Raw genomic sequence first — 23233 nt, 5'->3', positions numbered from 1 at the left:
CCAATCCCCTCATTGCAACTGTGACGGCGGCGCGTTGACCGCACGTTTGGCGTGGCGCAGTTTTGCGATCAGATTGTCGTGCCCACAGGCTGCCCGGTCGCCGCCTCCCGGGCCGAACCTGACCTCTTCGTCCTCCCAGGCCGCGTCGAGCGCGTGCAGGTCCATCGGATCCACGTCCGCCGCCTTCAGCAGCTCATCGACGATCTCCGCGCGGGGCTGGTCCGCGGCGATCTGGAGCAGCGCGTCGAACACCGCCCGATAGCTCGACTGCCGGCGCCCCAATCGTTCCGCGAGCGCGGCGATGATGTGGCTGGTCTGGCCGAGCAGCTCGCGCGCGTCCGCAAGCTCCCGGGTGGCGAGGAATTCGAGGAACAGCGGCAGATAATCCGGCAGCTCGTTGCCGGCGATGACGAGGTCGGCATTGTCATACATAGCGCGCAGGTCGACCATGGCCTGGCCGCGGTCGCGGCCTTCGCCATGGACGTGCTCGAACAGATGCAGCGCCAGGGTCTTGCTGCGGTCGAACAGCAGGCCGTAGCGCTCCTGCAGGTCGTAGACGTCGCCCGAGGCGATCTCCTGCAGCAGCACGTCGAGCTCCCGGCGAATGCCAGGCTGGACGAGGCCTTCCTGGTCGAGCACTCGCGCGAGCTCCGGGATGGCCGCGATCAATTCCCCGCTCGGATAGTTCAGCAACGCCGACAGCACCTTGAACGTCTTCATCAGGCGACCTCCATCGGATTCTTGGTCTTGCGCGGCGACCCGAACAGGTTGACTTCGCTCTCGCCCCCGGAGCAGCCGTTGCCGAACGAGAAGCCGCAGGAGCCGCGGATATCAAACGCGTCGGCACCGAGTTCGCGGTGCGCGGTCGGGATCACGAAGCGGTCCTCGTAGTTGGCGATCGCCATGATGTGGTACATGTCGTCGATCTGCGCGCCGCTCAGGCCGACGCGCCTCGCGATCGCCTCGTCGACCACGCCATCGATGGTCTTGGCCCGCATATAGGCACGCATGGCCAGCATTCGCTCGAGCGCCAGCGTCACCGGCTTCTCGTCGCCCGCAGTCAGCAGATTGGCGAGGTACCGCATGGGAATGCGCAAGGACTTGACGTCGGGCATCTCGCCATCGTGCCCGATCTTGCCGGACGAGGCCGCCGACGTGATCGGCGACAGCGGCGGCACGTACCAGACCATCGGCAAGGTCCGGTATTCCGGGTGCAAGGGGAAGGCGACCTTCCATTCCATCGCCATCTTCCAGATCGGCGACCGGATCGCTGCCTCCAGCCAGGTATGCGGAATGCCCTGGCGCTCGGCTTCTGCAAGGACTTTGGGATCGTTCGGATCGAGAAAGACGTCGAGCTGGGCCTGGTAGAGGTCGGCCTCGTCGGGCTTGGAGGCGGCCTCTGCGATGCGGTCCGCATCATACAGCACGACACCGAGATAGCGAATGCGCCCGACACAGGTCTCGGAGCACACAGTCGGCTGCCCCGCCTCGATCCGGGGATAGCAGAAGATGCACTTCTCCGATTTCCCCGAGGACCAGTTATAATAGATCTTCTTGTAGGGACAGCCGGAGACGCACATTCTCCAGCCGCGGCACTTGTCCTGGTCGATCAGGACGATGCCGTCCTCCTCCCGCTTGTAGATCGCGCCGGACGGGCAGGATGCGACGCAGGCCGGATTGAGGCAGTGCTCGCACAGCCGCGGCAGATACATCATGAAGGTGTTTTCGAACTGGCCGTAGATCTCCTTCTGAACGCCGTCGAAATTGATGTCCCGAGAGCGCTTGGCGAATTCGCCGCCCAGGATCTCTTCCCAGTTCGGCCCCCACTCGATCTTTTCCATCCGCTCTCCGGACACCAGCGAGCGCGGCCGCGCGGTCGGCATCGCCGATGCCTCGGGCGCACTCTGCAGGTGCTGATAGTCGAAGGTGAACGGCTCGTAGTAGTCATCGATCTCAGGAAGATCAGGGTTGGCGAAGATGTTCGCCAGAACCCGCCACTTGCCGCCGATCCGCGGCTGGATCGACCCGTCGCGATTGCGCGACCAGCCGCCCTTCCAGCGAGACTGGTTCTCCCAATCCTTGGGATAGCCGACGCCCGGTTTGGTCTCGACGTTGTTGAACCACGCGTATTCCATCCCCTCGCGGCTCGTCCAGACGTTCTTGCAGGTCACGCTGCAGGTGTGGCAGCCGATGCACTTGTCGAGATTGAGCACCATGGCGATTTGAGCACGGATCTTCATTCTGCAGCCTCCGAGGGGGTCGTGGCCGACCGGTCGGCAGTCGGCTGGTCCAGCCAATCAATCTTCGACATCTTCCGGACGATGACGAATTCGTCGCGGTTGGCGCCGACCGTGCCGTAGTAGTTGAAGCCATAGGCCTGCTGAGCGTAGCCCCCGATCATGTGCGTCGGCTTCGGAACGACACGCGTGACCGAATTGTGGATGCCGCCGCGCTGCCCGGTCTGCTCGGAGCCCGGCACGTTCACGATCTTCTCCTGCGCATGATACATCATGCACATGCCCTGCTTGACCCGCTGCGAGACCACTGCGCGCGCAACCAGCGCACCATTGCTGTTGTAGGCTTCGATCCAGTCATTGTCGGCGATGCCGGCAGCCTTTGCGTCGATCTCGCTGATCCACACGATGGGACCGCCGCGCGACAAGGTCAGCATCAGGAGGTTGTCGGTATAGGTGGAGTGGATGCCCCACTTCTGATGCGGCGTGATGAAGTTCAGGACGACGGACGCATTGCCGTTCGGCTTGCGATCGATCACCGGCTTGACGGTCTTGGTATCGATCGGCGGCCGGTAGACGCAGAAGCCCTCGCCGAAGGCCCTCATCCACAGGTGATCCTGATAGAGCTGCTGCCTGCCGGTCAGCGTCCGCCAGGGAATCAGCTCGTGGACATTGGTGTAGCCGGCGTTGTAGCAGACCTTCTCCGACTCGAGCCCCGACCAGATCGGCGACGAGATGATCTTGCGCGGCTGCGCAACGACGTCGCGGAACCGGATCTTCTCATCCTCCTTCGGAATGGCGAGATGAGCATGGTCGCGGCCGGTGAATTGCTCCAGCGACGACCACGCCTTGACCGCGACCTCGCCATTGGTTTCCGGCGCCAGGCTGAGGATCACCTCGCAAGCGTCGACCGCACTGTCGATGCGAGCCAGCCCCCGGGTCGGCCCGTCCTCGGCGACGACGCCGTTGAGGCGCTTCAGGAGCTCGACCTCATGGTCGGTGTTCCAGGCCATCCCCTTGCCGCCATTGCCGAGCTTGTTCATCAGCGGTCCAAGCGAGGTGAAGCGCTTGTAGAGATTCGGATAGTCACGTTCGACCACCGTGACCGCCGGCATGGTCTTGCCGGGGATCGGGTCGATCTCGCCCTGCTTCCAGTCCTTGACGTCGAACGCCTGCGCGATTTCGCCTGGACTGTCGTGCATGATCGGGGTCAGCACGACGTCCTTCTCGACCCCGAGCACTTCGGGCGCGACCCTGGAGAAGGCCTCGGCGATGCCCTTGTAGATGTCCCAATCGCTGCGCGATTCCCACACCGGATCGATCGCCGCCGAGAGCGGATGGATGAAGGGATGCATGTCGGACGTATTGAGGTCGTTCTTCTCGTACCAGGTGGCCGTCGGCAGAACGACGTCCGAATACATGCACGTGGTCGACATCCGGAAGTCGAGCGTGACCAGCAGATCGAGCTTTCCTTCCGGGGCCTCCTCGTGCCAGGTGACCTCGACCGGCCTGTTATGGCCCTGGTCGCCGAGGTCCTTGCCGAGCACGCCATGCTTGGTGCCGAGCAGATGCTTGAGGAAGTATTCGTGGCCCTTGCCTGAGGCGCCGAGCAGGTTCGAACGCCAGACGAACAGGTTGCGGGGCCAGTTCTTCGGCTCATCGGGGTCCTCGCAGGAGAGCTTCAGCTCGCCCGACTTCAAGGCCGTCGCAACGTAGTCCTTCGGCTCCAGGCCGGCGGCGGCGGCGCGCTTCGATACCTCGATCGGATTGGCCTGCAGTTGCGGCGCCGACGGCAGCCATCCCATGCGCTCCGCGCGGACATTGTAGTCGATCAGCGCGCCATCCCAGGAGCCGGCCGGTGCGGTCGGTGAGAGAATCTCGCTGACATTGACCGTCTCGTAGCGCCATTGGTCGGTGTGGGCGTAGAACGCCGAAGTCGAATTCATCTGCCGCGGCGGGCGCCCCCAATCGAGCGCAAAGGCGAGCGGCGTCCAGCCCGACTGCGGCCGCAGCTTTTCCTGGCCCACATAATGCGACCAGCCACCGCCGGACTGGCCGACACAGCCGCACATCACCAGCATGTTGATGATGCCGCGATAGTTCATGTCCATGTGGTACCAGTGGTTCAGACCGGCGCCGACGATGACCATCGAACGCCCCCGGGTCTTCGACGCATTCGAGGCAAACTCGCGGGCCACCGCGATGATCTGGCCGCGCGGCACCCCGCAGATCGCCTCGGCCCATGCCGGGGTGTACGGCTCCAGATCATCGTAGCTCTTGCCGAGATGGTCGCCGCCGAAGCCGCGATCGACACCATAATTGGCGGCGAACAAGTCGAAGACCGTGGCCACGACCGCCTCACCATCGGCAAGACGAAGTCGCTTCACCGGCACTTTGCGGGTCAGCACGTCCGGATGATTGGTGCCGCTGAAGTGATCGTGCTGACGGTTGCCGAAATAGGGGAATCCCACCGGCGCGATCTCGTCCTCGATGCCGGCCAGAGACAGCCGCAGCCGGGTATCGTTGTTCGCCGAGCTCTTCTCTTCCAGGCTCCACTTGCCCTTTTCGCCCCAGCGGAAGCCGACCGATCCCTTGGGCACGACAATGGCCCCGCTGATCTCATCATAGGCAACGGTCTTCCATTCGGGATTGTTGGCCTCGTCGAGAGATGTGGCGAAATCCGAGGCGCGCACGAACCGCTCAGGAACGAGCCGTCCCTCGGATTTCACCAGCCGCACCAGAAATGGCATATCCGTATACTGGCGCGCATAGTCGTTGAAGTATGGCGTCTGCCGGTCGATGTGAAACTCCTTGAGGATCACGTGACCCATCGCCATCGCCAGCGCCGCGTCGGTGCCCTGCTTCGGCGACAGCCAGAGATCGGCGAATTTCGCAGCCTCGGAATAGTCCGGGCAGACAACGACGCTCTTGGCCCCCTTGTAGCGAACCTCCGTATAGAAATGCGCATCCGGCGTACGCGTCTGTGGCACGTTGGAGCCCCAGAGCATCAGGAAGCCCGAATTGTACCAGTCCGCGCTTTCAGGCACGTCGGTCTGTTCGCCCCAGGTCTGCGGCGAGGCCGGCGGGAGGTCGCAATACCAATCGTAGAACGACATGCAGACGCCGCCGAGCAGCGACAGATAGCGCGCGCCGGCCGCGTAGCTCACCATGGACATCGCCGGGATCGGCGAAAACCCGAACACCCGGTCCGGACCATAGGCCCTGACCGTATAGGCATTGGCCGCCGCGATCAGCTCGTTGACCTCGGCCCAGCTCGCCCGCACGAAGCCGCCCAGTCCGCGCTTCTGCACGTAGTCCGAGCGCTTGTCCGGATTCTCGACGATCGACTTCCAGGCCGCGACCGGCGTCATCCGCGCCCGCGCCTCGCGCCACAGCCTGAGCAGCCGCGAGCGCACCAGCGGATATTTCACCCGGTTTCCGGAATAGAGGTACCAGCTGTAGCTCGCGCCGCGGGCGCAGCCGCGCGGCTCATGATTGGGAAGATCAGGGCGCGTCCGGGGGTAGTCGGTCTGCTGGGTCTCCCAGGTGACGATGCCGCCCTTGACGTAGACCTTCCACGAGCAGGAGCCGGTGCAGTTCACGCCATGCGTCGAGCGCACGATCTTGTCGTGCTGCCAGCGCTTGCGATAGCCCTCCTCCCAGGAACGGTCCTCGGTCGTCGTCACGCCGTGTCCGTCTGCGAACTCCTCCTTGGCCCGGGTGAAAAAGGTCAGCCTATCGAGAAAATGGCTCATCGTTTACGTCCTCATTCAGCGGGTTGGGCAGCGGTCGCGATCGCTCGGCGCCGTTCGACGTCGTGCAGGACGCCGCCCTTGCGGGTGTAGACGGCCCAGGTGATCAGCACGCAGGTGACGTAGAAGCCGAAGAAGCCCCAGAGGGCGGCCTGCACGCCGCCGGTGAGGTCAATCGAGGTGCCGTAGGATTTGGGAATGAAGAATGCGCCGAAGGCGGCGATCGCGGAGGTGAAGCCGGTGATGGCAGCGGATTCCTTCTCGGCCTGGCGCAGCCGCGTCTCCGCGTCCGCAGTCGGCATGAGCCGGATCATTTCCTGGCGCATGATGTTGGGGATCATCTGGAAGGTCGATGCATTGCCGACGCCGGTCGCGAAGAACAGCAGCAGGAACATCGCGAAGAAGCCCCAGAATGCACCGGGCTGATCCTTGATGCCGAGGAAGTAGAGCACCCCGAGCACACCGGCCATCATCAGCAGGAACACCCCGACGGTCACCCGCCCGCCGCCCCATTTGTCGGCCATCCAGCCCGTCGCGGACCGCGACAAGGCACCCACCAGCGGCCCGAGGAACGCGAACTGCAACGCGTCGACGGCCGGGAACTGGGTCTTTGCCAGCAGCGGGAAGCCCGCAGAATAGCCGATGAACGAGCCGAACGTGCCGGTGTAGAGCCAGCACATGATCCAGTTGTGCCGCCGCTGGAAGATGACGGCCTGATCGGCGAAGGACGCTTTCGCGGAGGCGATGTCGTTCATCCCGAACCAGGCGGCGAAAGCGCTGGCGACGATGAACGGCACCCAGACGAAGCCGGCATTCTGCAGCCAGATCGGCGTCGGCTGCGACCCACTCGTCATCGCCGGATCTCCGCCGAACCAGCCGAAGACTCCGACCGTGATCACGATCGGCACCACGAACTGGACGACGCTGACGCCGAGATTGCCGAGGCCGGCATTGAGCGCGAGCGCGTTGCCCTTCTCGGCGCGAGGAAAGAAGAAGGAGATGTTGGCCATCGACGAGGCGAAATTGCCGCCGCCGAAGCCGCACAACAGAGCCAGTATCAGGAACACCGGATAGGGCGTCGCCGGATTCTGCACCGCATAGCCGATTCCGATCGCGGGTATCAGCAGCGACCACGTGGCCAGCGTGGTCCACAGCCGGCCGCCGAAGATCGGCACCATGAAGGAATAGAAGATGCGCAGAACTGCACCGGAGATCCCAGGCAGCGACGCCAGCCAGAACAGTTCATCGGTCGTGAACTTGAAGCCGACCGAAGGCAGCTTCGCAACCACGACAGACCAGACCTGCCAGACCGCGAAGGACAACAGCAGTGCCGGAATGGAGATCCAGAGGTTGCGTCGCGCGATGGCTCGGCCCTTCTCTCTCCAGAACGTGTCGTCCTCGGGCCGCCAATCGGTGAGGATCGCGCCGGACAGAGCTCCGATGTGCTCGGGCCGGTGAATTTCCTCCATTTCCGGCAGCTCCGGCAGCCTCTTCAGCGCTTCGCCGGCGACGCCGCGCTCCATCTGCCGGATCGAGAGATGCATCCAGACCAGCGCGACCGCGACCAGCAGGAACAGCAGCATGAAGCAGCTGGTTCGCAGACCGGTGAGATCGACCAGCGCGCCGAACGCAATCGGCAGCACGAATCCGCCGAGCCCGCCGATCATGCCGACCAGGCCGCCGACGGCCCCGACATTGTTCGGATAGTAGACGGGAATGTGCTTGTAGACCGCAGCCTTGCCGAGCGCCATGAAGAAGCCGAGCACGAAGACGATGACGACGAACGGGACCAGCCCCATCTCCAGATGGAAGCCGACCTTTCCGTTCACCGTCGTCACGACATAGTCCGTCGGCGGATAGGACAGGAGGAAGGTCGCGGCGACACCCACCAGGAAAGTCCAGTACATCACGCGACGGGCGCCGAACCGATCGGACAGGTGTCCGCCATAGGCGCGAAATACGCTGGCCGGAAACGAGAACATGGCGGCCATCATGCCGGCCGACTGGATTCCGACGCCGTAGACCTTGATCAGGTATTGCGGCAGCCACAGCGACAACGCGACGAAGGCGCCGAAGACGAAGAAGTAGTACAGCGCGAAGCGCCAGACCTGGATGTTCTTGAGCGGCGCGAGCTCGAGCCAGGCGCTGCCGGCCTTCTGGTTGCGCTGTCTTCGCGAGCGGACCACCGGGTCCTCCTCGGAGAACAGCCAGAAGACGATTCCCATGACGCCGATCGCGAGCGCCCAGACCTGGGCCACGGTCTGCCAGCCATAGGCGACCAGCACGAACGGCGCCACGAACTTCGTGACGGCGGCGCCCACATTGCCGGCGCCGAAGATTCCGAGCGCAGTGCCCTGCTTGGCCGTCGGATAGAACCGCGACACGTAGGCGACACCGACCGCGAACGAGCCACCGGCGATTCCTACGAAGAGCGCGGCGACGAGAAATTGCGGATAGGTATGCGCCCAGGTCAGAAGATAGGTCGCGACCGCGGCAGCGAGCATCACGACGGTATAGACGCGGCGTCCGCCATACTGATCGGTCCAGATGCCGAGCATCAGCCGGATCAGCGAGCCGCTCAGGATCGGGGTGCCGATCAGGAGGCCGAACTCGGTTTCGTTCAGATCGAGCTCTTGCTTGATCCGGATGCCGATGATCGAGAAGATCGTCCACACCGCGAAGCAGATCGTGAACGAGATTGTTGAGAGCCAGAGTGCTCGCGTTCGGTGCTCAGGGCTAGAATCTACGGCGTCCATGGTGGCCTCGACGTATGAATTCGACGCCACAGCAGTTATTCGGGGCACCCGGGAAAGGTTTTGCGATGCATCAACCGGACGGCCCGGTCGGCCACAATCTGCCAAATGCTCCAGATCGGATTATCAGACCGCACGTATGCAATTGACTTTTGTCACAGTTCGGGGCGATAGCAGATGAGTAACCGCTGGAGCTTCGCTTGCGCCCCGACGAACTCGCCCAGTTGAAGACGCTGCCGCTGTTCGCGGACCTCAGCGACGAGAATCTGAATCGGCTGCTCGGCGCGGCTCTGCTGCAGCAATTTCCGGCCGGAGTGCGGTTGGCTCGCGAGGGAGATAAGGCCGACTTCCTGCATGTGCTGATTGGCGGATTGGTGGAAATCTACACCGAGCAGGATGAGGCCGAGTGGGGCATCTCGCTGCTTCGTCCCGTGTCGACCTTCATACTTGCTGCAGTCGTGGTCGATCAGGCGTATCTCAATTCAGCCCGCACACTGACCGAGTCGCGGGTGCTGCTGATCCCGGCCCGCGATGTAAGGGCACTCTTCGACGAAGACATCGCATTCGCACGGATTGTCGCTCAGGAGTTGGCGTATGCCTATCGCGCTTCTGTCAAGAAGCTGAAGGGCAACCTGGCCCGGTCGAGCATCGAGCGCCTCGCCAACTGGATCCTTGCCGAAGCCCAGCGCGAACCGGCGCACCCGAATATCGTCATTCCATTCGACCGCGGCACGCTGGCCTCCCACATCGGCACGACGCGCGAAAACCTGTCACGCAGTCTTGCCCAACTTACGAGCCATGGGGTTCGCATCCGTGGACGAGAGATCGTCATCGACCGCAAGGAGAAGTTGGAGCTGTTTGCCCGGCCAAAGCCGCTGATCGACGATCCCGGCTCGTAGGCTCCTCTTGCGATCGGTCCTGCCCCTCTGTTGGGAACGGTCAATCAGCAGAGTCCGGAATCGGAGCCGTCGATATGGTTCTTCTCCGCCGCCACACCCACTCCGCGTGGCAGTCGCTGAGACGGCCCGAAACCGATCGGCCGCTGCGTCGGTGATCTGGTTTTGCGCGATCGGCATTGCCAAGCCAGGGGTTCACCAGCCCTCCTCTAAACGTGACTGCTTTTAGATTTGACGAGGCCACTTCAGCATATCGGCGGGCTCAACGCCGGGCGCTACTGCCAGGGCTTGGACGTTGTCCAGTGTGAGGTTAATCAGCCCCGCCTCTATCTTGCCACGCCGCAACATCCGCCTAGACCAGGCCCGGCGGACCTGGCTGATCGTCGGCGTCCCGCGACACGATCGTCGGCGGCTCATCATAGCCGGCACGGCTGCTATAGAACACCAGCACCATCAGCCCGATGCCGCATACGAGCGAGAACAGCACGCCGATGGCCATCGCGGCATAGCCTGACGACGGCACGTTGGTGCCTTCCGCGGACGACCAGCCGAGAACCGCGACGACGATCACCGCAACCAGCATCGACAGCAATGCTGCGACGAGCAGATAGGCGCCGGCCCCCATGGTGCGGGCATCCGACGCCATCTCTCCCCACAGCGAACGCCAGGATATGCGCGGCATGGCATGCGCCCCTATTGCGGCGACGCTTCGGACGCCGCGGCTCCGGCAATCGCCTCGAGCGCGCCGGTCATGGCCCGCACGGCCGGCTCGGCCGCCGCCGGTCGGCCGTGACGCCCCAGCAGCCAGGCCGGGTCATTGTAGGACAACCAGGTGCGGCCCTCGGCGTCCTGCCACACGAGGATCTTCAGGGGCAGATCGATGCCGCTGGTCTGTGCGGCCTGCATCAGCGGCGTTCCCCCTTTGGGGCTGCCGAAGATCAGCAGGTCGGTCGGGCGCAGCGTCATGCCCGCCTCGACGGCGCCGGCCCGATGGTCGACATGAGCAAAGATCGTCAGTCCCCTCGATGTGACCGCGTCCTGCAGCTTCCGCATCGTGGTGCTCGGATCATTATGGCTTTGAATCGTGATCAGCCCGTTCGGGTCCATGGCTTGTGCTCCGATCGTTGTCGACAATGTCAGAAGGCCGAGCAGAGCGAGCGTCCACCCGATCACGAGGCCCCGGCCGGCGGATTGCCGGCAGCCTGATCCGCTCATTTTGGCGCCCGCACCCTGCTGAACTCCGGCACGGGAACGAAGCCGTCGCGGTTCGGCATTCTAACCTTCGGAAGCGAGGCCTGATCGAGACGGCCGTCCGGCGGCAGGATGCCGTTCAGGCTGAGGATGTAGGCCGACAATGCGTAGTAGTCGTCGACGCTGAGCGAGCCCGGAGCCTGGTACGGCATGGCGCGATGGATGTAGTCGAACAAGGTCGTGGCATAAGGCCAGAAACTGCCGACGGTCTTCACAGGATTGCCAGAGGCGAGCGTCCCCTGACCGCCCACCAGACGATCCTTGATGCCGCCCTGCCCGCCTTCGCCATGGCAGGCGGCACAGTTCTCGGCAAACAGCTCCCTGCCACGCGCGGCCGTGCCGCTGCCCTCTGGCAAGCCCTTGCCGTCGGGACGGACGTCGATGTCCCATAGCCTGATCTCCTGCGCCGTTGCCGGGCGTCCGAATTCGGCCGCATGTGCCGGACAGACGAGAAGCGCCGCGGCCAGCGCGGTAGCGAAAAGGCGCTCAGGCGAGAACATTGCTGACCTTCCCATCGCCGCTGATACTCCATGTCTGCTGGGCGCTGTAGTGGAACAGCGCGTTGGTCCCGGTCTTCGCGATGAACGATTTGCGATCGGGCTGCACATTGCCCTTCTCGTCGGTCGAGCGGCTGACGATCCTGGTGGGCTTGCCGTCCCACTGCCAGTCGAGCTGGAAGCGCGCCTGCGCCTTCGGCAGCACGGGATGGTTCAACCGGGCCTGCTGCCAGGTTCGGGCCGCGTCGGTGCTCACCTCGACCTTTGCGATCCGACCATGGCCGCTCCAGGCCAGGCCGGTGATGCGGTTGTAGCCGGGGCGGATCGTCATCGTCCCCGAGGGCGAGGTGATGACGGAATTGGTCTCCATCCTGAGCTGGAACTGCATCGCCTTGCCGTTGGCCAGCAGCTGGGTGTAGCGCGCGGTCTCCCAGCGCGTCATCCAGGGCGCGTCGCCGAACTTCAGGCGGCGCAGCCATTTGATGTTCAGATTGCCTTCGAATCCGGGCATGATGAGACGCAACGGGAAGCCATGGGCCGGCCGCAGCGGCTCGCCGTTCTGGCCATAGGCGACGAACGCCTCGTCCATGATCTCATCCGTGAGCGGGATGCTTCGTGCAACGCCCGCCGCGTCGCCGCCCTCGGCCAGCATCCAGGCGGAGCGATGATCCTTGCCGACCAGCTCGATCAGATGGCGAAGCGGGACACCGGTCCATTCGTTGCTGCTGACGAGACCATGGGTATTCTGCACCGTCAGATTGGGGTCGGCCTTCTTCCAGTTCTCCCAGCCATTGCCGGTGCACTCGATGAAAACGACGCGCGAGATCGAGGGCATTCGCGCGATGTCATCGGGCGTCAGCACAAGCTGCTCGCGTGTCATGCCGTGGATGAGCAGCCTGTGCCTGGCCGGATCGATGTTCGGAACACCGGAATGGCTGCGCTCATAGTGCAGATCCGACGGGGTGATCGTGCCGACGAGCCTGTCGAGTGGCGTCTTAGAGTTGATCGCATCGGCGGGATCGACATTCCGCTTGCCGGGCGTCGCCTCCGGAATCCGTCCGATGTGAACATAGGGCGAGCGCGCGCTGAAGGCGGACAACGCATCACCCGGCTCCCGCGCCGGCACGTCGGCCAGATCGTCGGCGAGCGCTTCGCCGGCTATCGAGACGCTGACGGCGACCGCCGACGCCTTGACGAAGCGTCGACGCGAGATGCCGCCTCCCTCATCGGACCGGAGCCAGGTGTGAGACGGCTTTTCGATGCTCATGCGTGCCCTCAGGATGACGGAGGTCGCAGAGGCTTATCTGCAATTCGGTGGCGCCTCCATTATACCGGGGGATGTGAACGCCCGGGGATCGCGCTATACGATCTGTCTGACGGGGCGCGCGGTGACTGCGCGCGACAGCACCTGCAATGCCTGGCCGAGCTCGGCCCGGTTGCGTGCCGCTCCGAGAGAGAGACGCAGACCGCGCGGTGCCGGCTGGCCGACCGCGAACGCGACCTCACCGACGACGGCCAGGCCGTTCCGCATCAGATGCGACAGCAGGTCGGTGCCGTCGAGCTGCGGCGACAGCGGCATCCAAAGATGATGACTGGCGGGACGCGCGGCATAGGTCACTCCCTTCAGCAGACGCGACGCGAGCTGCTGACGGGCGGCGGCCTCGTTGCGGATGGCGCGGATGATCTCGTCGGCGACACCGGACTTCAACCAGTGCGTGACCAGCGCAACCATCGGCGACGCCGGCATCTGCATCGTTGCCTGCAGGTTGACGCGCATCATCTGCTCGGCCTTGTCGTCGGGCGCCAGCAGATAGGCGACACGCAGGGCCGGCGCGATGCATTTGGCGATGCTGGCCGCGTAATAGGTTTGCTCGGGGATCAAGGTCGCGATCGGCGCGACGCGCGGCTCCAGCGGGCCATAGGCATCATCCTCGATCAGCACGGTGTTGCGCTTGCGGATGATGTCGGCGATTGCCTGCCGCCGTCCGGCGCTCATCGTCGCGGTAGTCGGATTCTGCTGTGTCGGAACCAGATAGACCGCCTTCGGCCGGTGCTTGCGCACGGCGTCATCCAGCGCGTCGGGCCGGACCCCCTCCAGATCCATGGCAGCCCCGATGAGACGCACACCGAGCTGCGCAGCGGCTGCCTTGATTCCGGGAAAGGTGAGCGCCTCCGTCACGACGACATCGCCCGGCTGCGTCAGCGCCAGCAGAGCATTGAAGATGATCGCTTGCGATCCCGGATAGATCACGATCCGCTCGGGCGAGGCATGAGACAGCCGCGGTTGCAGCCAGAGGGCGGCAGCTTCGCGCTGGTCCACGCTGCCGCCCGGCGGCGCGTAGCTCAGAAACGCGCTCAAGCCGGCCTCCGTGCGAATGGTCGAAAGCCCCTGCTCGATCCGCCGTTCCAGCTGCGCCTCGACCGGCTGTGGCGGCAGGTTCATCGAGAGGTCGATGGTGACCGTGGCCGGCTGGTCTGGAGACGCACGCGCCGTGGTCTCGGACACGAACGTCCCCTGCCCGACGCGCCCCTCGATCAAGCCTCGACGACGCGCCTCGCTATAGGCGCGTGTGACCGTCGTCAGATCGATCCTCAGCTCCGCCGCGAGGCTGCGGTGCGTCGGCAGCCGCTGCCCACGCAGCAGCCGTCCGCTCGCGATATCCGCGGCGAGCGCATCGACGATGCGGACGAACAGCGGCCCTTGCCATTCGGAAAGTGTAGGGAGCCAATCCATGCAATTCTCCGCAATTCCTTTGATTGCATGCTTCTTCTGACAGATTGTATGGATCATCCCCCTCGGTCAAGGACGGAGGCGCGCAATGGACAACGAGGCCAGAGAAGCCAACACGGCGACGCGACTATCGCACACGGGCCGACATGTGCCGGCCCTGGTCACCTCGCTGCCAAGCCTGGCGCACATCCCTGCCGAACGATGCTGGCGCGAGCCACCGCACTCACCATCGCTGACCGCGGACGGCGGAGCACGACTCTCGGTCTCGATGTGGAGCGGAAGGATCGACAGAGCCGCACTCGAGGTGCAAGCCGATCTGGCCGACCTGCCCTACACGGTGTCTTACGCCGTGCGGTGCACGAACCTGTCGCTCTCCATTGCCGGACGGTCCGTGATCGATGGCGACGTCGTTCCAGGCACCATCGTCCTGACAGGGCCCGCGCTTCCCAATGCGCGGGCAATCTATCGCGAGGACTACGCGATCCTGCGGGCGTTCGTCTCTCCGGCTACCGTGACGGAATGTTACGAGGACATCAGCGGCAGGCCCGCCGACCCTTCGATGGAGTTGTTCGGCCCGCAGGAAGCGGACGACAAGGTGCTGCGTCACCTGATGACGTCGCTGATGCGCGCCTTCGCCGATGACGCCGCCCCGAGCCGGTTGTTCCTCGACAGCCTGAGCATCAGCTTCGCGGCCCACCTGATCGGGCGCTACCACCTGAAGCAGGAGCATTCGCCGAAGCGAAAGCTGTCGCCGCTGACACCGTGGCGGCTGAATCGGGCAAAGGCCTTCATTGATGCTCATCTTCAACAGCCGATCGCGCTGGCGGATCTGAGCGCCGCCGCGGGTCTCAGCCGCATGCATTTCGCAGCTCAGTTCAAGGCCTCCACCGGCATGTCGCCCCACATGTATGTCCTCCAGTGCCGGGTTCATGCGTCGAAGCGGCTGCTGCTCGATCCCGAGCGATCGATCCGGGATGTTGCCATCTCCGTCGGATTCAAGAGCGAGACGCATTTCATCAATGTGTTCCGGCGCCTGGTCGGAGAAGCGCCCGGACGCTGGCGCCGCGCTGTGCCATGATTTCGTCTTGGCCGCGGACGTCAGACGCCCTGGTAGACCAGTCGGGTAAAGAACGCCGGCGTGATCAGGAATTGGCCGAAGCGGCTGTCGAAGGCCGTGGTCGGCTTGGCCGCGATGGCCTCCTCCACCGAACGTCCCTGCTGCTTCAGCTTGGCGACATTGTCGCGGATGGCGGAGAGCATGTCCCGATAAACCGCGAGCTCTTTCCTGTTGCTCACGGGCGCGCCATGTCCGGGAACGACGATCGTCCTGTCGCCCGCCGCGGCCAGATTGGCATCGGCGGCCTTGATCATGCCGTCGATGCTGCCGCCGGTCGAATAGTCGATGAAAGGATAGATTCCGTTCCAGTACGTGTCGCCACAGTGCAGGACGTCGGCCTCGGTGAACGTGATCGACAAATCGGAATCGGTATGCGCAGCGCCGTAGGGCCGGAGCACAACCGTCGCGCCGCCGTGCTTCAGCGTCGTCTCGGCGCTGACGGTCTCGCTCGGAACTGCGGCGAGCGGCGATGTCGGGAAGTTGTAGTCCCAGTCCTCGACGCGCTGCGCTGACAACAGATGCTTGCGGGTGTTCGCGTGGGCGACGATCGCCGCTCCCTCGCCGTTCAACCACGCATTCCCGTCAGTATGGTCGAAATGCCAGTGCGAGTTGATCAGGCGCGTCACAGGGCCGCGGCCAATGGTATTCAGACTCTGCAGCAGCTTCGGACGCGACGCCGTAATGCCTGCATCGACAAGCAGCTTGCCGTCGCGTCCGGAGAGAACCGCGATGTTGCCGCCGGATCCTTCGAGAATGCTGACATCGCCGCGTAGCGCGTGGACCTTGATCGGCGCATGCGCCGCCGCGTCGCGGATCGTATCCACGATGTTGCGGGCTTCGGCAAACGCCTGCGATGGCGTGAGCCAGCCTCCCGCGGCAACTGCACCGGCTGCGGCGATACAGCAGATGCAGAACGTTCGGCGGGAATGGTTCTCAGCCAGTGTCATCTTGCGATCTCCCATTGCCCGTTCGGCAGCAACGTCTCCCGGCAGCCACCACAATCTGGCCTCGGCGCAGCGTTGCGACGGCTGGTCACGACATCTAGCGGACGAGAGACCATGCTTGCTTCCTGAAAGTGCGAATGACTTTCCAATTCGCACGTCAATCGATGGCGCTGCGGCCTACGGCCTCTTTCGCATCCGGTCGGCGCTGTCTAACTAAACGATTTCTCGACGAGGTCTCTCCATGCTGGTGCACGACGAAACTCAATGGCGCGCCAAGCCTGCCCCCGCCACGCTCGCAAACGGCCGCCATCTTCAAGTCGGCCTGTCGCGCTGGCGAAGCGAGCACAACGGTCCTATCGAAGTCTGCTCCGATTGCGAGGATGATTCACACGTCGTGACGCTGGTGCAGCGGCGCGCGCGACAAGAGTTGCTGATCTCCGGACGCGGCGTCTGGAGCGGCGGCGAGGAGCCGAATGCCATGCTGATCACCGGCCCGCGGCAGGGACGTTGGCGCGGGGTGGCCAGGGGCCGGCTCGACAATCTCAGGGTTTTTCTCTCGCAGGATCTGCTGCGCGAGTGCATGAACAGCGTGCTCGGGCGTTTGCCATCGGGCGACATCTGTCTGTTCGAGACCGACCGGATCGTCGACGACGGTCTCCGACAGCTTGCCTTGGCATTCAGGGCCGCGGACCTCTATGACGGAATCGCGGGACCCTCCTTCGTGGAAGGGCTCGCCTTGGCGTTCGGCTCGCGCTTGATCGAACGACATCATGGCCGCACGATCAGCGCCGGCGACGCGGCGAAGCCCGCGGCCGACCGTATCGGCCGCGCCCTCGACTATATCGATGCGCACCTTGGTAGGACGATCTCCCTGTCGCAACTCAGTGACATCGCTGGCCTTCCCCGATCTCGATTTGCCGCCCAGTTCAAGGCCGCCACCGGGCATCCGCCCCATGCCTATATCCTGCACCGCCGGATCGTCCGCGCCCAGGAGAGGCTTCGAGCGACGGAACAGCCAGTCGTCTCGATCGCCTTCGATCTCGGCTTCAGCAGCCAGGCCCATTTCACCACCGCCTTTCGGCGAATGACCGGAAACTCCCCGGCGCTTTGGCGGCTGGGCGCCCGCAATCGAACAAGCTGAACCGTAGCTCCATCCGCTGCAGCTGCCCAGCGCGTGCTCGTGCATTCTTTCAAGATTGGAAGTCCGCACGGAAGACTTCTCCGGTGGGTCTCTTTTAAGTCGTTGTCGAACGAACGCTCACGTCCGAGGCCGCGCCGTAGCCCGCGCTGCAATCGGAATCCTCGACGGGTCTCAACTGGAGATGCATCCATGCCCTTCATCACGACGACCGACGGAACCGAGATTTTCTACAAGGATTGGGGCAACGGACAGCCGATCCTGTTTCATCACGGCTGGCCGCTCAGCGCCGACGATTGGGACACCCAGATGCTATTCTTTCTGCATCGCGGCTATCGCGTGATCGCGCACGATCGGCGCGGTCACGGCCGGTCGAGCCAGTCCTCGACCGGCCATGACATGGACACCTATGCGGCCGACGTGGCGGAGCTCGCGCGCGCGCTCGATCTGCGCAATACCGTCCACGTCGGACACTCGACCGGCGGCGGCGAGGTCACGCGTTACGTCGCCCGTCACGGCCAGGGGCGCGTTGCAAAGGCCGTTCTGGTCAGCGCGATCCCTCCGATCATGCTCAAGACGTCAGCGAATCCAGACGGCACGCCGCTCGCCGTATTCGATGATCTCCGCGCCCAGCTCGCGGCCAACCGGGCGCAGTTCTATCGCGATGTGCCGATTCCGTTCTACGGCTTCAACCGGCCGGGCGCGCGCCTCATCGAGGGTGCCGTCGACAATTGGTGGCGTCAGGGCATGATGGGCGCAGCCCACGCGCATTATGAATGCATCAGGGTGTTCTCGGAAACGGACTTCAACGAGGACCTCAAGCTCATCGATGTACCGACGCTGGTCATGCACGGCGATGACGATCAGATCGTGCCTTATCGAGACGCCGCGCTGCTGTCGGCCAAACAGCTCAAGCATGGCACCTTGAAGCTCTACAAGGGCTTTCCGCACGGCATGCTGACGATCCATGCCGACGTCCTCAACGCAGACATTCTCGCGTTCATCGCAGAATGACGGCAGAGCTTCCTCGCCGTCGAACATCCTCGCATTCGGCTGCGGACTCCCCTCTCCTGCAGCACGGTGCGCGGACGCGTGGCCGCGGCGAGTTGCACCATCTCAGGTTGGCCAGGCCGGAGATCCCACCACCTCATGTCGTCGCTGTCGTCGATGACGACACGACGTCGCGAGACGTACTCGATGCCATCTTGATGTCAGCGGGTCTCGAGTCCAGGTGGCACGATTCGATAGCTTCGCTGCTCACCAGGGGCGTTGATCGCGAAGTCGGCTGCCTCCTGATCGACGTCCGGTTGCCGGGCAAGAGCGGCTTGGCGCTGCAGCAGCATCTCTTTGCACGCAACGTCCGAACCCCGATCATCATGAGCGCCCGCGACGCGGATGTGTCGACCGCTGTCAGCGCCATGCGATCCGGCGCAATCAACTTCGTGGAGAAGCCATTCCAGCCGCGGAACCTCCTCACGGCGGTCGACGAAGCCATTGACATCGAGGCGCGACGGCAGAAGGAGGAGCGCGCGAAGGATCACTTGAGGGATCGCGCCACCCGATTGACGCCGCGAGAGATGGAGGTCCTGACGGCTCTCGATCGCGGCCTGGTCAACAAGCAGATCGCGGCCGAACTCGGGATCTCCCTCATCACGGTGAAGATGCATCGAAGCAATGCCTTCAGAAAGCTCGAGGCGACATCCGTGACGGACATGGTTCAGAAGGTCCGCGACCTCGAGCTCGGGCGGTGCTAGCGAGGGCGCCGTGGAGTTGTCGTCTGGGTGGTGTCGATAGAGAATAGGTCGAAGCCCGCCTTGCGCAATCCGGTGCGAGCGACACGTTCACCCGTGAATGTGCGGGCAACTGCAGGCGTGCTGCGCATGTCCTCGCCTGCGTTCAGATCAGGACGGCAGCGAATCTCCAGTCGACCGACTTGCCATCGACCATTGCGTGGAAGGGCGAGAACGCGGTCTCGGCCATTAGCCTTCTCGACGAATTCTGACCGTGCCGCTCAGACCTCCAGACGACGATGTCGGTGATCGAGCCATCCGCGTTGGAGATCATGAGCCGGGAGACGAAGCCGGGCTGCTGACGAAGCCAAGCATCGATGTCACGGCCGGCTTCGACGGCCTGCTTCGCCGCAATCCCCGGCTTCATGCGGAACGAGGTGACTTCCGCCGCCTGAGGCAAGCCCCGCGCGTGACGTGTCTCGCTGGCCGTCACCATGTCTCGCCTCTCAGATATGGTCCCCACCGGAGAACTCGATCGAGGAAGAACGAACCCTTGAGATGCGTGGCGAGCAGGTTATCGAACATCTCGGGTGTCACCTGGTCGACGGTGGCGAAGAGGCCTGCTCCGGCTTTGTCGACAAGGTGGTCGAAGCGGGCGCGGCACCAGACTCTCATCGCGCGATCCCTTGGCGTTGCCATTTGCGAGTGAAACCTGTGCAGCCGTGATTGGTCGAGCAAGCTCACGCCGCCCCGATGTCGACCGCAATCTTGCCTGCGCCACCCCCCTTCTTGAGGGCGTCATAGGCCGCGCCGACGTCCTCGAGTGCGAACCGGCGCGGGTCGAGCAGCGGCGTGAGCTTGCCGGCCTCGACCATCTGCGCGGCCTTCTTGAGAATCTCGCCGTGGTGCCGCCGTCCTTCACCCTCGATCAGCGGCAGGAGGGTGAAAACGCCGGAATAGGTGCCGCCCTTGAACGAGAGAGGCGCGAGCGGATGGGTGCCCCACCCCAGCGATGAGGTCACGTGACCAAACCTCGCCACCGCGGCGAAGGCGACGTCGAGAGCCCCAACCGTATCGTACACGACGTCGAAGCCACGCCCTCCCGTCACGCGGCCGACCGCTTCGGCAATCGGCTCGTGCCGGTCGATGAAGGTCGCGCCAAGGCGCTCGATCACGGGCCTGCTCTCCGCGCTTCCCGTGGCATGGACCGTTGCACCGAATGCGAGCCCCAGCTGGACCACGATGTGACCGACGCCACCGGCTCCGCCCAGCACAAGGAGCGTCTGTCCTTGTCGAATGCCGACGCGATCGACAAGACCCTCCCAGGCCGTGATCGTCACGAGGGGCAGAACCGCGGCCTCGCGCATGGAGAGGTTGGCCGGCTTGGCCGCAAGCAGATCCTCATCGGCGCTGACATATTCGGCCAGCGTTCCGGGATGACCGCCGACGCCGCCGACCATGCCGTACACCTCGTCGCCAGGGCGAAACCGGGTGACGCCGGGGCCGACGACCTCGACCGTCCCAGCCATGTCCAGCCCGAGGATGGCGGGCGCGGGATGCTTGGCATGCGCGGCCTGGCCGTCTTGGATCTTGGCGTCCAACGGGTTGGTGCCCGCCGCGGCGATGCGCACAAGGACCTCACGGTGCCCCGGCGTCGGGCGGCTGATCGGGGTGACGCGGAGCGGCGCGCCAGTTTCGTGGAGGACGGCAGCCGTCATCGAATGGGTCATTGAGACCTCCTGCTGTGATGGCGGAGACCATGATCCCTCATTTTCTGAATGGACATCATCGAATTTGTACGTAATTCATTCAGTTCTGAATAGGTGTCCAGCGATCCCGTCGGGCTGTTTTTGAAAGGACCGGCATGGAGTGGAGCGACCTGCGGATCTTCCTTGCCATTGCGCGCGAGGGCACGCTCGGTGCTGCAGCGCGTCGGCTCGGCCTGTCTCAACCGACCATGGGACGCCGCCTCGCAGCCCTTGAGGCCGCCGTGAACCAGACGCTGTTCCAGCGGACGTCCGAGGGTTTCGTGCTCACACACGAAGGCACGGCCGTGCTGGCCCACGCCGAGCGCGTGGAGGAGGAAGCGCTCGCCTTCGAGCGACGCCTGGCCGGAACGCAGGCGCAACTCGACGGCTTCCTCAGGATCTCATCGTCGGACTGGTTTGGCCGCTTGATGCTGGCGCCTGTCCTTGCCGAGTTCGGCCGTCTCCACCCGCGCGTTTGTGTCGAGCTGCTGACCGATGCTCGGCTCTACAGCCTTCCCCGCCGCGAGGCGGACCTCGTGTTCCGCATTCGGTCGTTCGACGAGCCGGAGGTGATCTCGCGGCGGCTCTTGCACATTCCCTATGCTGTGTACGGCCCGGTTCACGGCCCCCGGAACGTCGGAGGCGACGGCGAAGGGATCAGGGTCGTCACCATGGACACGGCCTTCGCCGACATGCCCGACGCGCGCTGGCTGGCGAAGAAACTCCCGAAGGCGGAGGTCGCGATGCGGAGCAACAACCGGGACGTTCAGGCCATTCTCTGCGCGCAGGGAGCGGGCCTTGCCGTCCTGCCCCGACCGCTCGGAAACGCTACGCCCGGCCTCCAGCAGGTCGACGTCGGCGAGCAGCCGCCGGGGCGGGACACCTATCTCGGCTATCATCGAGATCTGCGCCGGCTGGCGCGGCTGCGCGCTGTGCTCGATCTGGTGATCGCGCGGCTGGCATCGTAGGCCGCGCCGTGGCGTGGCGCGCCAGCCTTGCGGACCGGGAGAATGGGGACGAAGCGTTCGGGTGGAGGGGTGACCGTTGGTAGCGGGGGAGGGACTCGAACCCCCGACCCCAGGATTATGATTCCCGTGCTCTAACCAGCTGAGCTACCCCGCCACGGTGTTCGATCAAGGCAAGACCGGTTGAAGCGGGCCGCCGGGCCTTGTGAACGGGCGGCATATAAGGAGGCGTCTCCGCCCCTGTCAAGCAAAGCTCGCGGGCAGCAGCGGTTTTCGCACGAGGGGATTTCCGGACGACTCTCCAAGACCTTGCGCATGTCTCCGCCGCTCGTCGAGGGTCACACGCCGACGTGTGCGACCAACAGCAGCTGCTCGGCAATGCGGATCACAAGAGGCTCACTTCGGCTGTACGTTCGGATTGCCGCCGGGGCTGCCGGGCGGCGGGATCACCGGGGTCGTGCCGCCCTCCGGGGTCGGCGCGTGCATTTCCGGGTCGACCCCGCTCGGCGGACACAACACGCCGTTGGTCTTCGCCAGCTTGTCGCCGAGCAGCTCGCCGGCGCGGCCGGTGGTGATGCCGTCAGGCGTCGCCGTCGCGCGGGCATTCGGCGCACAAGCGGCATTCGCGTTGGGGGCCGGCGCCGTTGCCTGCGGCGGCGTGGCCGGCGTCGGCGGCGCCTGGGCGCGGGCCGCAGCCGCGGCCGAGACCAGTGCGAACGAGAGGAACAAGGTTTGCCTGATGCTCATGGAGGGGCAACGCAAACCGCGCGTTCGCGTTCCGCGCGGATGGCCTGGCAAAGCGCACGGCCAGGGTATCCGGTGATCAGCCCTTGCGGTAGCGAATGAGCGAGAAGTGTCCGAGCGGCGGCATCGGCCGGCGCTCGGCCAAAGTGACGCCGCCACGCTTTGCAGCCCAGTTCACCAGCCGGGCCCAGGGGAACTCCGGCCGCCAGCCGAGTCGGCGCGCGATCGGCGCGAAGGCGAGCTCGAAGATGCGGCGCGGGCCGCTCTCGGCGCCGATATGGTTGACCAGGATCAGCTCGCCGCCCGGCTTCAGCACGCGGATGAAATCATCGAGCGTCGCTTCGGGATCCGGCACCGCAGTGATGACGTATTGCGCGACCACCGCGTCGAAGAAATTGTCGGGGAACGCGAGATGCTTGGCATCCATCACCGCGAGCGTCTCGACATTGAAGAGCTTCAGCTCGCGGACGCGGGCCTGCGCCCGCCGCAGCATCGGCTCGGAGATATCGACGCCGCAGATCCTCGTGGTCCGGGCGTAGTCCGACAATGACAGGCCGGTGCCGACGCCGACGTCGAGAATGCGGCCGCCGATGCGATCGGCTTCCGCGATGGTCGATTGGCGGCCCTGATCGAAGACCTTGCCGAACACCAGATCGTAGATCGGCGCCCAGCGCTCATAGGCCTTTTCGACCCCCGCGCGGTCGATGTCCCCCATGCCCCTGCCCTGAATGAT

20 protein-coding genes and 1 tRNA gene are annotated in these 23233 nt (G+C 64.5%); 6 read left to right on the top strand and 15 right to left on the bottom strand.

The window, feature by feature from the left end; genetic code table 11:
* Window positions 1–9: 9 nt before the first annotated feature.
* Genes narJ through ACQR1X_RS28715 form a run of 4 tightly spaced genes read right to left on the bottom strand, consistent with a single transcriptional unit; the run spans window position 10 to window position 8742 of the window.
* Window positions 10–723, bottom strand: a complete 714-nt coding sequence (narJ, locus tag ACQR1X_RS28730; RefSeq protein ID WP_434881355.1) for a nitrate reductase molybdenum cofactor assembly chaperone — start codon at window positions 721–723, stop codon at window positions 10–12.
* Window positions 720–2240 (bottom strand): nitrate reductase subunit beta, encoded by a 1521-nt coding sequence (narH, locus tag ACQR1X_RS28725; protein ID WP_434890774.1) that lies wholly within the window; start codon window positions 2238–2240, stop codon window positions 720–722. The genes narJ and narH overlap by 4 nt, the downstream gene beginning before the upstream one ends.
* Complete coding sequence (locus tag ACQR1X_RS28720; RefSeq protein WP_434900102.1) at window positions 2237–5989, bottom strand: nitrate reductase subunit alpha; 3753 nt, start codon at window positions 5987–5989, stop codon at window positions 2237–2239. The genes narH and ACQR1X_RS28720 overlap by 4 nt, the downstream gene beginning before the upstream one ends.
* 11 nt (window positions 5990–6000) lie before the next feature.
* A complete protein-coding gene (locus ACQR1X_RS28715; protein WP_316217452.1) occupies window positions 6001–8742 on the bottom strand; it encodes a nitrate/nitrite transporter in 2742 nt (913 codons plus the stop codon).
* Between the two features lie 197 nt (window positions 8743–8939).
* Between ACQR1X_RS28715 and ACQR1X_RS28710 the strand changes: the two genes are divergently transcribed.
* The gene (locus tag ACQR1X_RS28710) at window positions 8940–9638 is read left to right on the top strand and encodes a helix-turn-helix domain-containing protein (protein ID WP_434900101.1); all 699 of its coding nucleotides are present in this window, start codon (window positions 8940–8942) and stop codon (window positions 9636–9638) included.
* Window positions 9639–9987: 349 nt separating this feature from the next.
* Here the strand turns inward: ACQR1X_RS28710 and ACQR1X_RS28705 are convergent, their stop codons facing one another.
* From ACQR1X_RS28705 to ACQR1X_RS28685, 5 genes are all read right to left on the bottom strand, one after another.
* On the bottom strand, window positions 9988–10317 hold the full coding sequence (locus tag ACQR1X_RS28705) for a hypothetical protein (protein WP_434900100.1): 330 nt from the start codon (window positions 10315–10317) through the stop codon (window positions 9988–9990).
* A gap of 11 nt (window positions 10318–10328) precedes the next feature.
* Window positions 10329–10742, bottom strand: coding sequence for a DUF302 domain-containing protein (locus ACQR1X_RS28700; RefSeq protein ID WP_434900099.1), 414 nt, complete (start codon window positions 10740–10742; stop codon window positions 10329–10331).
* A gap of 104 nt (window positions 10743–10846) precedes the next feature.
* Entirely contained in the window at window positions 10847–11386 is a 540-nt protein-coding gene (locus ACQR1X_RS28695) for a c-type cytochrome (RefSeq protein ID WP_315803374.1), read from the bottom strand.
* Entirely contained in the window at window positions 11373–12650 is a 1278-nt protein-coding gene (gene soxC / locus ACQR1X_RS28690; protein WP_316182403.1) for a sulfite dehydrogenase, read from the bottom strand. Before soxC ends, ACQR1X_RS28695 begins: the two co-directional genes overlap by 14 nt.
* Window positions 12651–12743: 93 nt before the next feature.
* On the bottom strand, window positions 12744–14117 hold the full coding sequence (locus ACQR1X_RS28685) for a PLP-dependent aminotransferase family protein (protein ID WP_434900098.1): 1374 nt from the start codon (window positions 14115–14117) through the stop codon (window positions 12744–12746).
* A gap of 85 nt (window positions 14118–14202) precedes the next feature.
* On the opposite strand from ACQR1X_RS28685, the gene ACQR1X_RS28680 reads away from it, so the two are divergent.
* A complete protein-coding gene (locus ACQR1X_RS28680; RefSeq protein ID WP_434900097.1) occupies window positions 14203–15192 on the top strand; it encodes a helix-turn-helix transcriptional regulator in 990 nt (329 codons plus the stop codon).
* Between the two features lie 20 nt (window positions 15193–15212).
* On the opposite strand, the gene ACQR1X_RS28675 is transcribed toward ACQR1X_RS28680, so the two are convergent.
* Window positions 15213–16178: an MBL fold metallo-hydrolase gene (locus tag ACQR1X_RS28675; RefSeq protein WP_315803498.1), complete on the bottom strand. Its 966-nt coding sequence runs from the start codon at window positions 16176–16178 to the stop codon at window positions 15213–15215.
* A gap of 238 nt (window positions 16179–16416) precedes the next feature.
* Here ACQR1X_RS28675 and ACQR1X_RS28670 point away from each other — a divergent pair, with 238 nt between their 5' ends.
* From ACQR1X_RS28670 to ACQR1X_RS28660, 3 genes are all read left to right on the top strand, one after another.
* On the top strand, window positions 16417–17316 hold the full coding sequence (locus ACQR1X_RS28670) for a helix-turn-helix domain-containing protein (protein ID WP_434900096.1): 900 nt from the start codon (window positions 16417–16419) through the stop codon (window positions 17314–17316).
* A gap of 189 nt (window positions 17317–17505) precedes the next feature.
* Window positions 17506–18327, top strand: coding sequence for an alpha/beta fold hydrolase (locus ACQR1X_RS28665; RefSeq protein WP_434900095.1), 822 nt, complete (start codon window positions 17506–17508; stop codon window positions 18325–18327).
* Window positions 18324–19067: a response regulator transcription factor gene (locus tag ACQR1X_RS28660; RefSeq protein WP_316182396.1), complete on the top strand. Its 744-nt coding sequence runs from the start codon at window positions 18324–18326 to the stop codon at window positions 19065–19067. The genes ACQR1X_RS28665 and ACQR1X_RS28660 overlap by 4 nt, the downstream gene beginning before the upstream one ends.
* Window positions 19068–19209: 142 nt before the next feature.
* On the opposite strand, the gene ACQR1X_RS28655 is transcribed toward ACQR1X_RS28660, so the two are convergent.
* Window positions 19210–19539, bottom strand: a complete 330-nt coding sequence (locus ACQR1X_RS28655; RefSeq protein WP_316182395.1) for a hypothetical protein — start codon at window positions 19537–19539, stop codon at window positions 19210–19212.
* 244 nt (window positions 19540–19783) lie between these two features.
* Window positions 19784–20773: an alcohol dehydrogenase catalytic domain-containing protein gene (locus ACQR1X_RS28650; protein ID WP_434900094.1), complete on the bottom strand. Its 990-nt coding sequence runs from the start codon at window positions 20771–20773 to the stop codon at window positions 19784–19786.
* A 134-nt stretch (window positions 20774–20907) separates the two neighbouring features.
* On the opposite strand from ACQR1X_RS28650, the gene ACQR1X_RS28645 reads away from it, so the two are divergent.
* A complete protein-coding gene (locus ACQR1X_RS28645) occupies window positions 20908–21759 on the top strand; it encodes a LysR family transcriptional regulator (RefSeq protein WP_434900093.1) in 852 nt (283 codons plus the stop codon).
* 77 nt (window positions 21760–21836) lie between these two features.
* On the opposite strand, the gene ACQR1X_RS28640 is transcribed toward ACQR1X_RS28645, so the two are convergent.
* The 3 genes from ACQR1X_RS28640 to ACQR1X_RS28630 form a co-directional block, all read right to left on the bottom strand.
* A tRNA-Met gene (locus ACQR1X_RS28640) sits at window positions 21837–21913 on the bottom strand.
* A gap of 239 nt (window positions 21914–22152) precedes the next feature.
* Entirely contained in the window at window positions 22153–22503 is a 351-nt protein-coding gene (locus tag ACQR1X_RS28635) for a hypothetical protein (RefSeq protein WP_316237562.1), read from the bottom strand.
* Between the two features lie 76 nt (window positions 22504–22579).
* Window positions 22580–23215: a class I SAM-dependent methyltransferase gene (locus tag ACQR1X_RS28630; RefSeq protein ID WP_434900092.1), complete on the bottom strand. Its 636-nt coding sequence runs from the start codon at window positions 23213–23215 to the stop codon at window positions 22580–22582.
* Window positions 23216–23233 lie beyond the last annotated feature (18 nt).

This window comes from Bradyrhizobium sp. HKCCYLRH3073 (genome assembly GCF_051167995.1).
In the GTDB taxonomy this organism is placed as follows: Bacteria; Pseudomonadota; Alphaproteobacteria; order Rhizobiales; family Xanthobacteraceae; genus Bradyrhizobium.
Note: the sequence above shows the minus strand (reverse complement) of the source record. Positions and strands in the feature narration are given on the sequence as shown.

Excerpts from the sequence above, each read along its gene's own strand:
- ACQR1X_RS28705 (WP_434900100.1), bottom strand. The coding sequence starts at position 10,317 with ATGCCGCGCATATCCTGGCGTTCGCTGTGGGGAGAGATGGCGTCGGAT.
- ACQR1X_RS28645 (WP_434900093.1), top strand. The coding sequence starts at position 20,908 with ATGGAGTGGAGCGACCTGCGGATCTTCCTTGCCATTGCGCGCGAGGGC.
- ACQR1X_RS28695 (WP_315803374.1), bottom strand. The coding sequence starts at position 11,386 with ATGTTCTCGCCTGAGCGCCTTTTCGCTACCGCGCTGGCCGCGGCGCTT.
- ACQR1X_RS28670 (WP_434900096.1), top strand. The coding sequence starts at position 16,417 with ATGCTGGTGCACGACGAAACTCAATGGCGCGCCAAGCCTGCCCCCGCC.
- ACQR1X_RS28650 (WP_434900094.1), bottom strand. The coding sequence starts at position 20,773 with ATGACCCATTCGATGACGGCTGCCGTCCTCCACGAAACTGGCGCGCCG.
- ACQR1X_RS28700 (WP_434900099.1), bottom strand. The coding sequence starts at position 10,742 with ATGGACCCGAACGGGCTGATCACGATTCAAAGCCATAATGATCCGAGC.
- ACQR1X_RS28635 (WP_316237562.1), bottom strand. The coding sequence starts at position 22,503 with ATGAGCATCAGGCAAACCTTGTTCCTCTCGTTCGCACTGGTCTCGGCC.
- ACQR1X_RS28715 (WP_316217452.1), bottom strand. The coding sequence starts at position 8,742 with ATGGACGCCGTAGATTCTAGCCCTGAGCACCGAACGCGAGCACTCTGG.
- ACQR1X_RS28655 (WP_316182395.1), bottom strand. The coding sequence starts at position 19,539 with ATGGTGACGGCCAGCGAGACACGTCACGCGCGGGGCTTGCCTCAGGCG.
- soxC (WP_316182403.1), bottom strand. The coding sequence starts at position 12,650 with ATGAGCATCGAAAAGCCGTCTCACACCTGGCTCCGGTCCGATGAGGGA.
- narH (WP_434890774.1), bottom strand. The coding sequence starts at position 2,240 with ATGAAGATCCGTGCTCAAATCGCCATGGTGCTCAATCTCGACAAGTGC.
- ACQR1X_RS28720 (WP_434900102.1), bottom strand. The coding sequence starts at position 5,989 with ATGAGCCATTTTCTCGATAGGCTGACCTTTTTCACCCGGGCCAAGGAG.
- ACQR1X_RS28660 (WP_316182396.1), top strand. The coding sequence starts at position 18,324 with ATGACGGCAGAGCTTCCTCGCCGTCGAACATCCTCGCATTCGGCTGCG.
- ACQR1X_RS28685 (WP_434900098.1), bottom strand. The coding sequence starts at position 14,117 with ATGGATTGGCTCCCTACACTTTCCGAATGGCAAGGGCCGCTGTTCGTC.
- ACQR1X_RS28630 (WP_434900092.1), bottom strand. The coding sequence starts at position 23,215 with ATGGGGGACATCGACCGCGCGGGGGTCGAAAAGGCCTATGAGCGCTGG.
- ACQR1X_RS28675 (WP_315803498.1), bottom strand. The coding sequence starts at position 16,178 with ATGACACTGGCTGAGAACCATTCCCGCCGAACGTTCTGCATCTGCTGT.
- ACQR1X_RS28680 (WP_434900097.1), top strand. The coding sequence starts at position 14,203 with ATGGACAACGAGGCCAGAGAAGCCAACACGGCGACGCGACTATCGCAC.
- ACQR1X_RS28665 (WP_434900095.1), top strand. The coding sequence starts at position 17,506 with ATGCCCTTCATCACGACGACCGACGGAACCGAGATTTTCTACAAGGAT.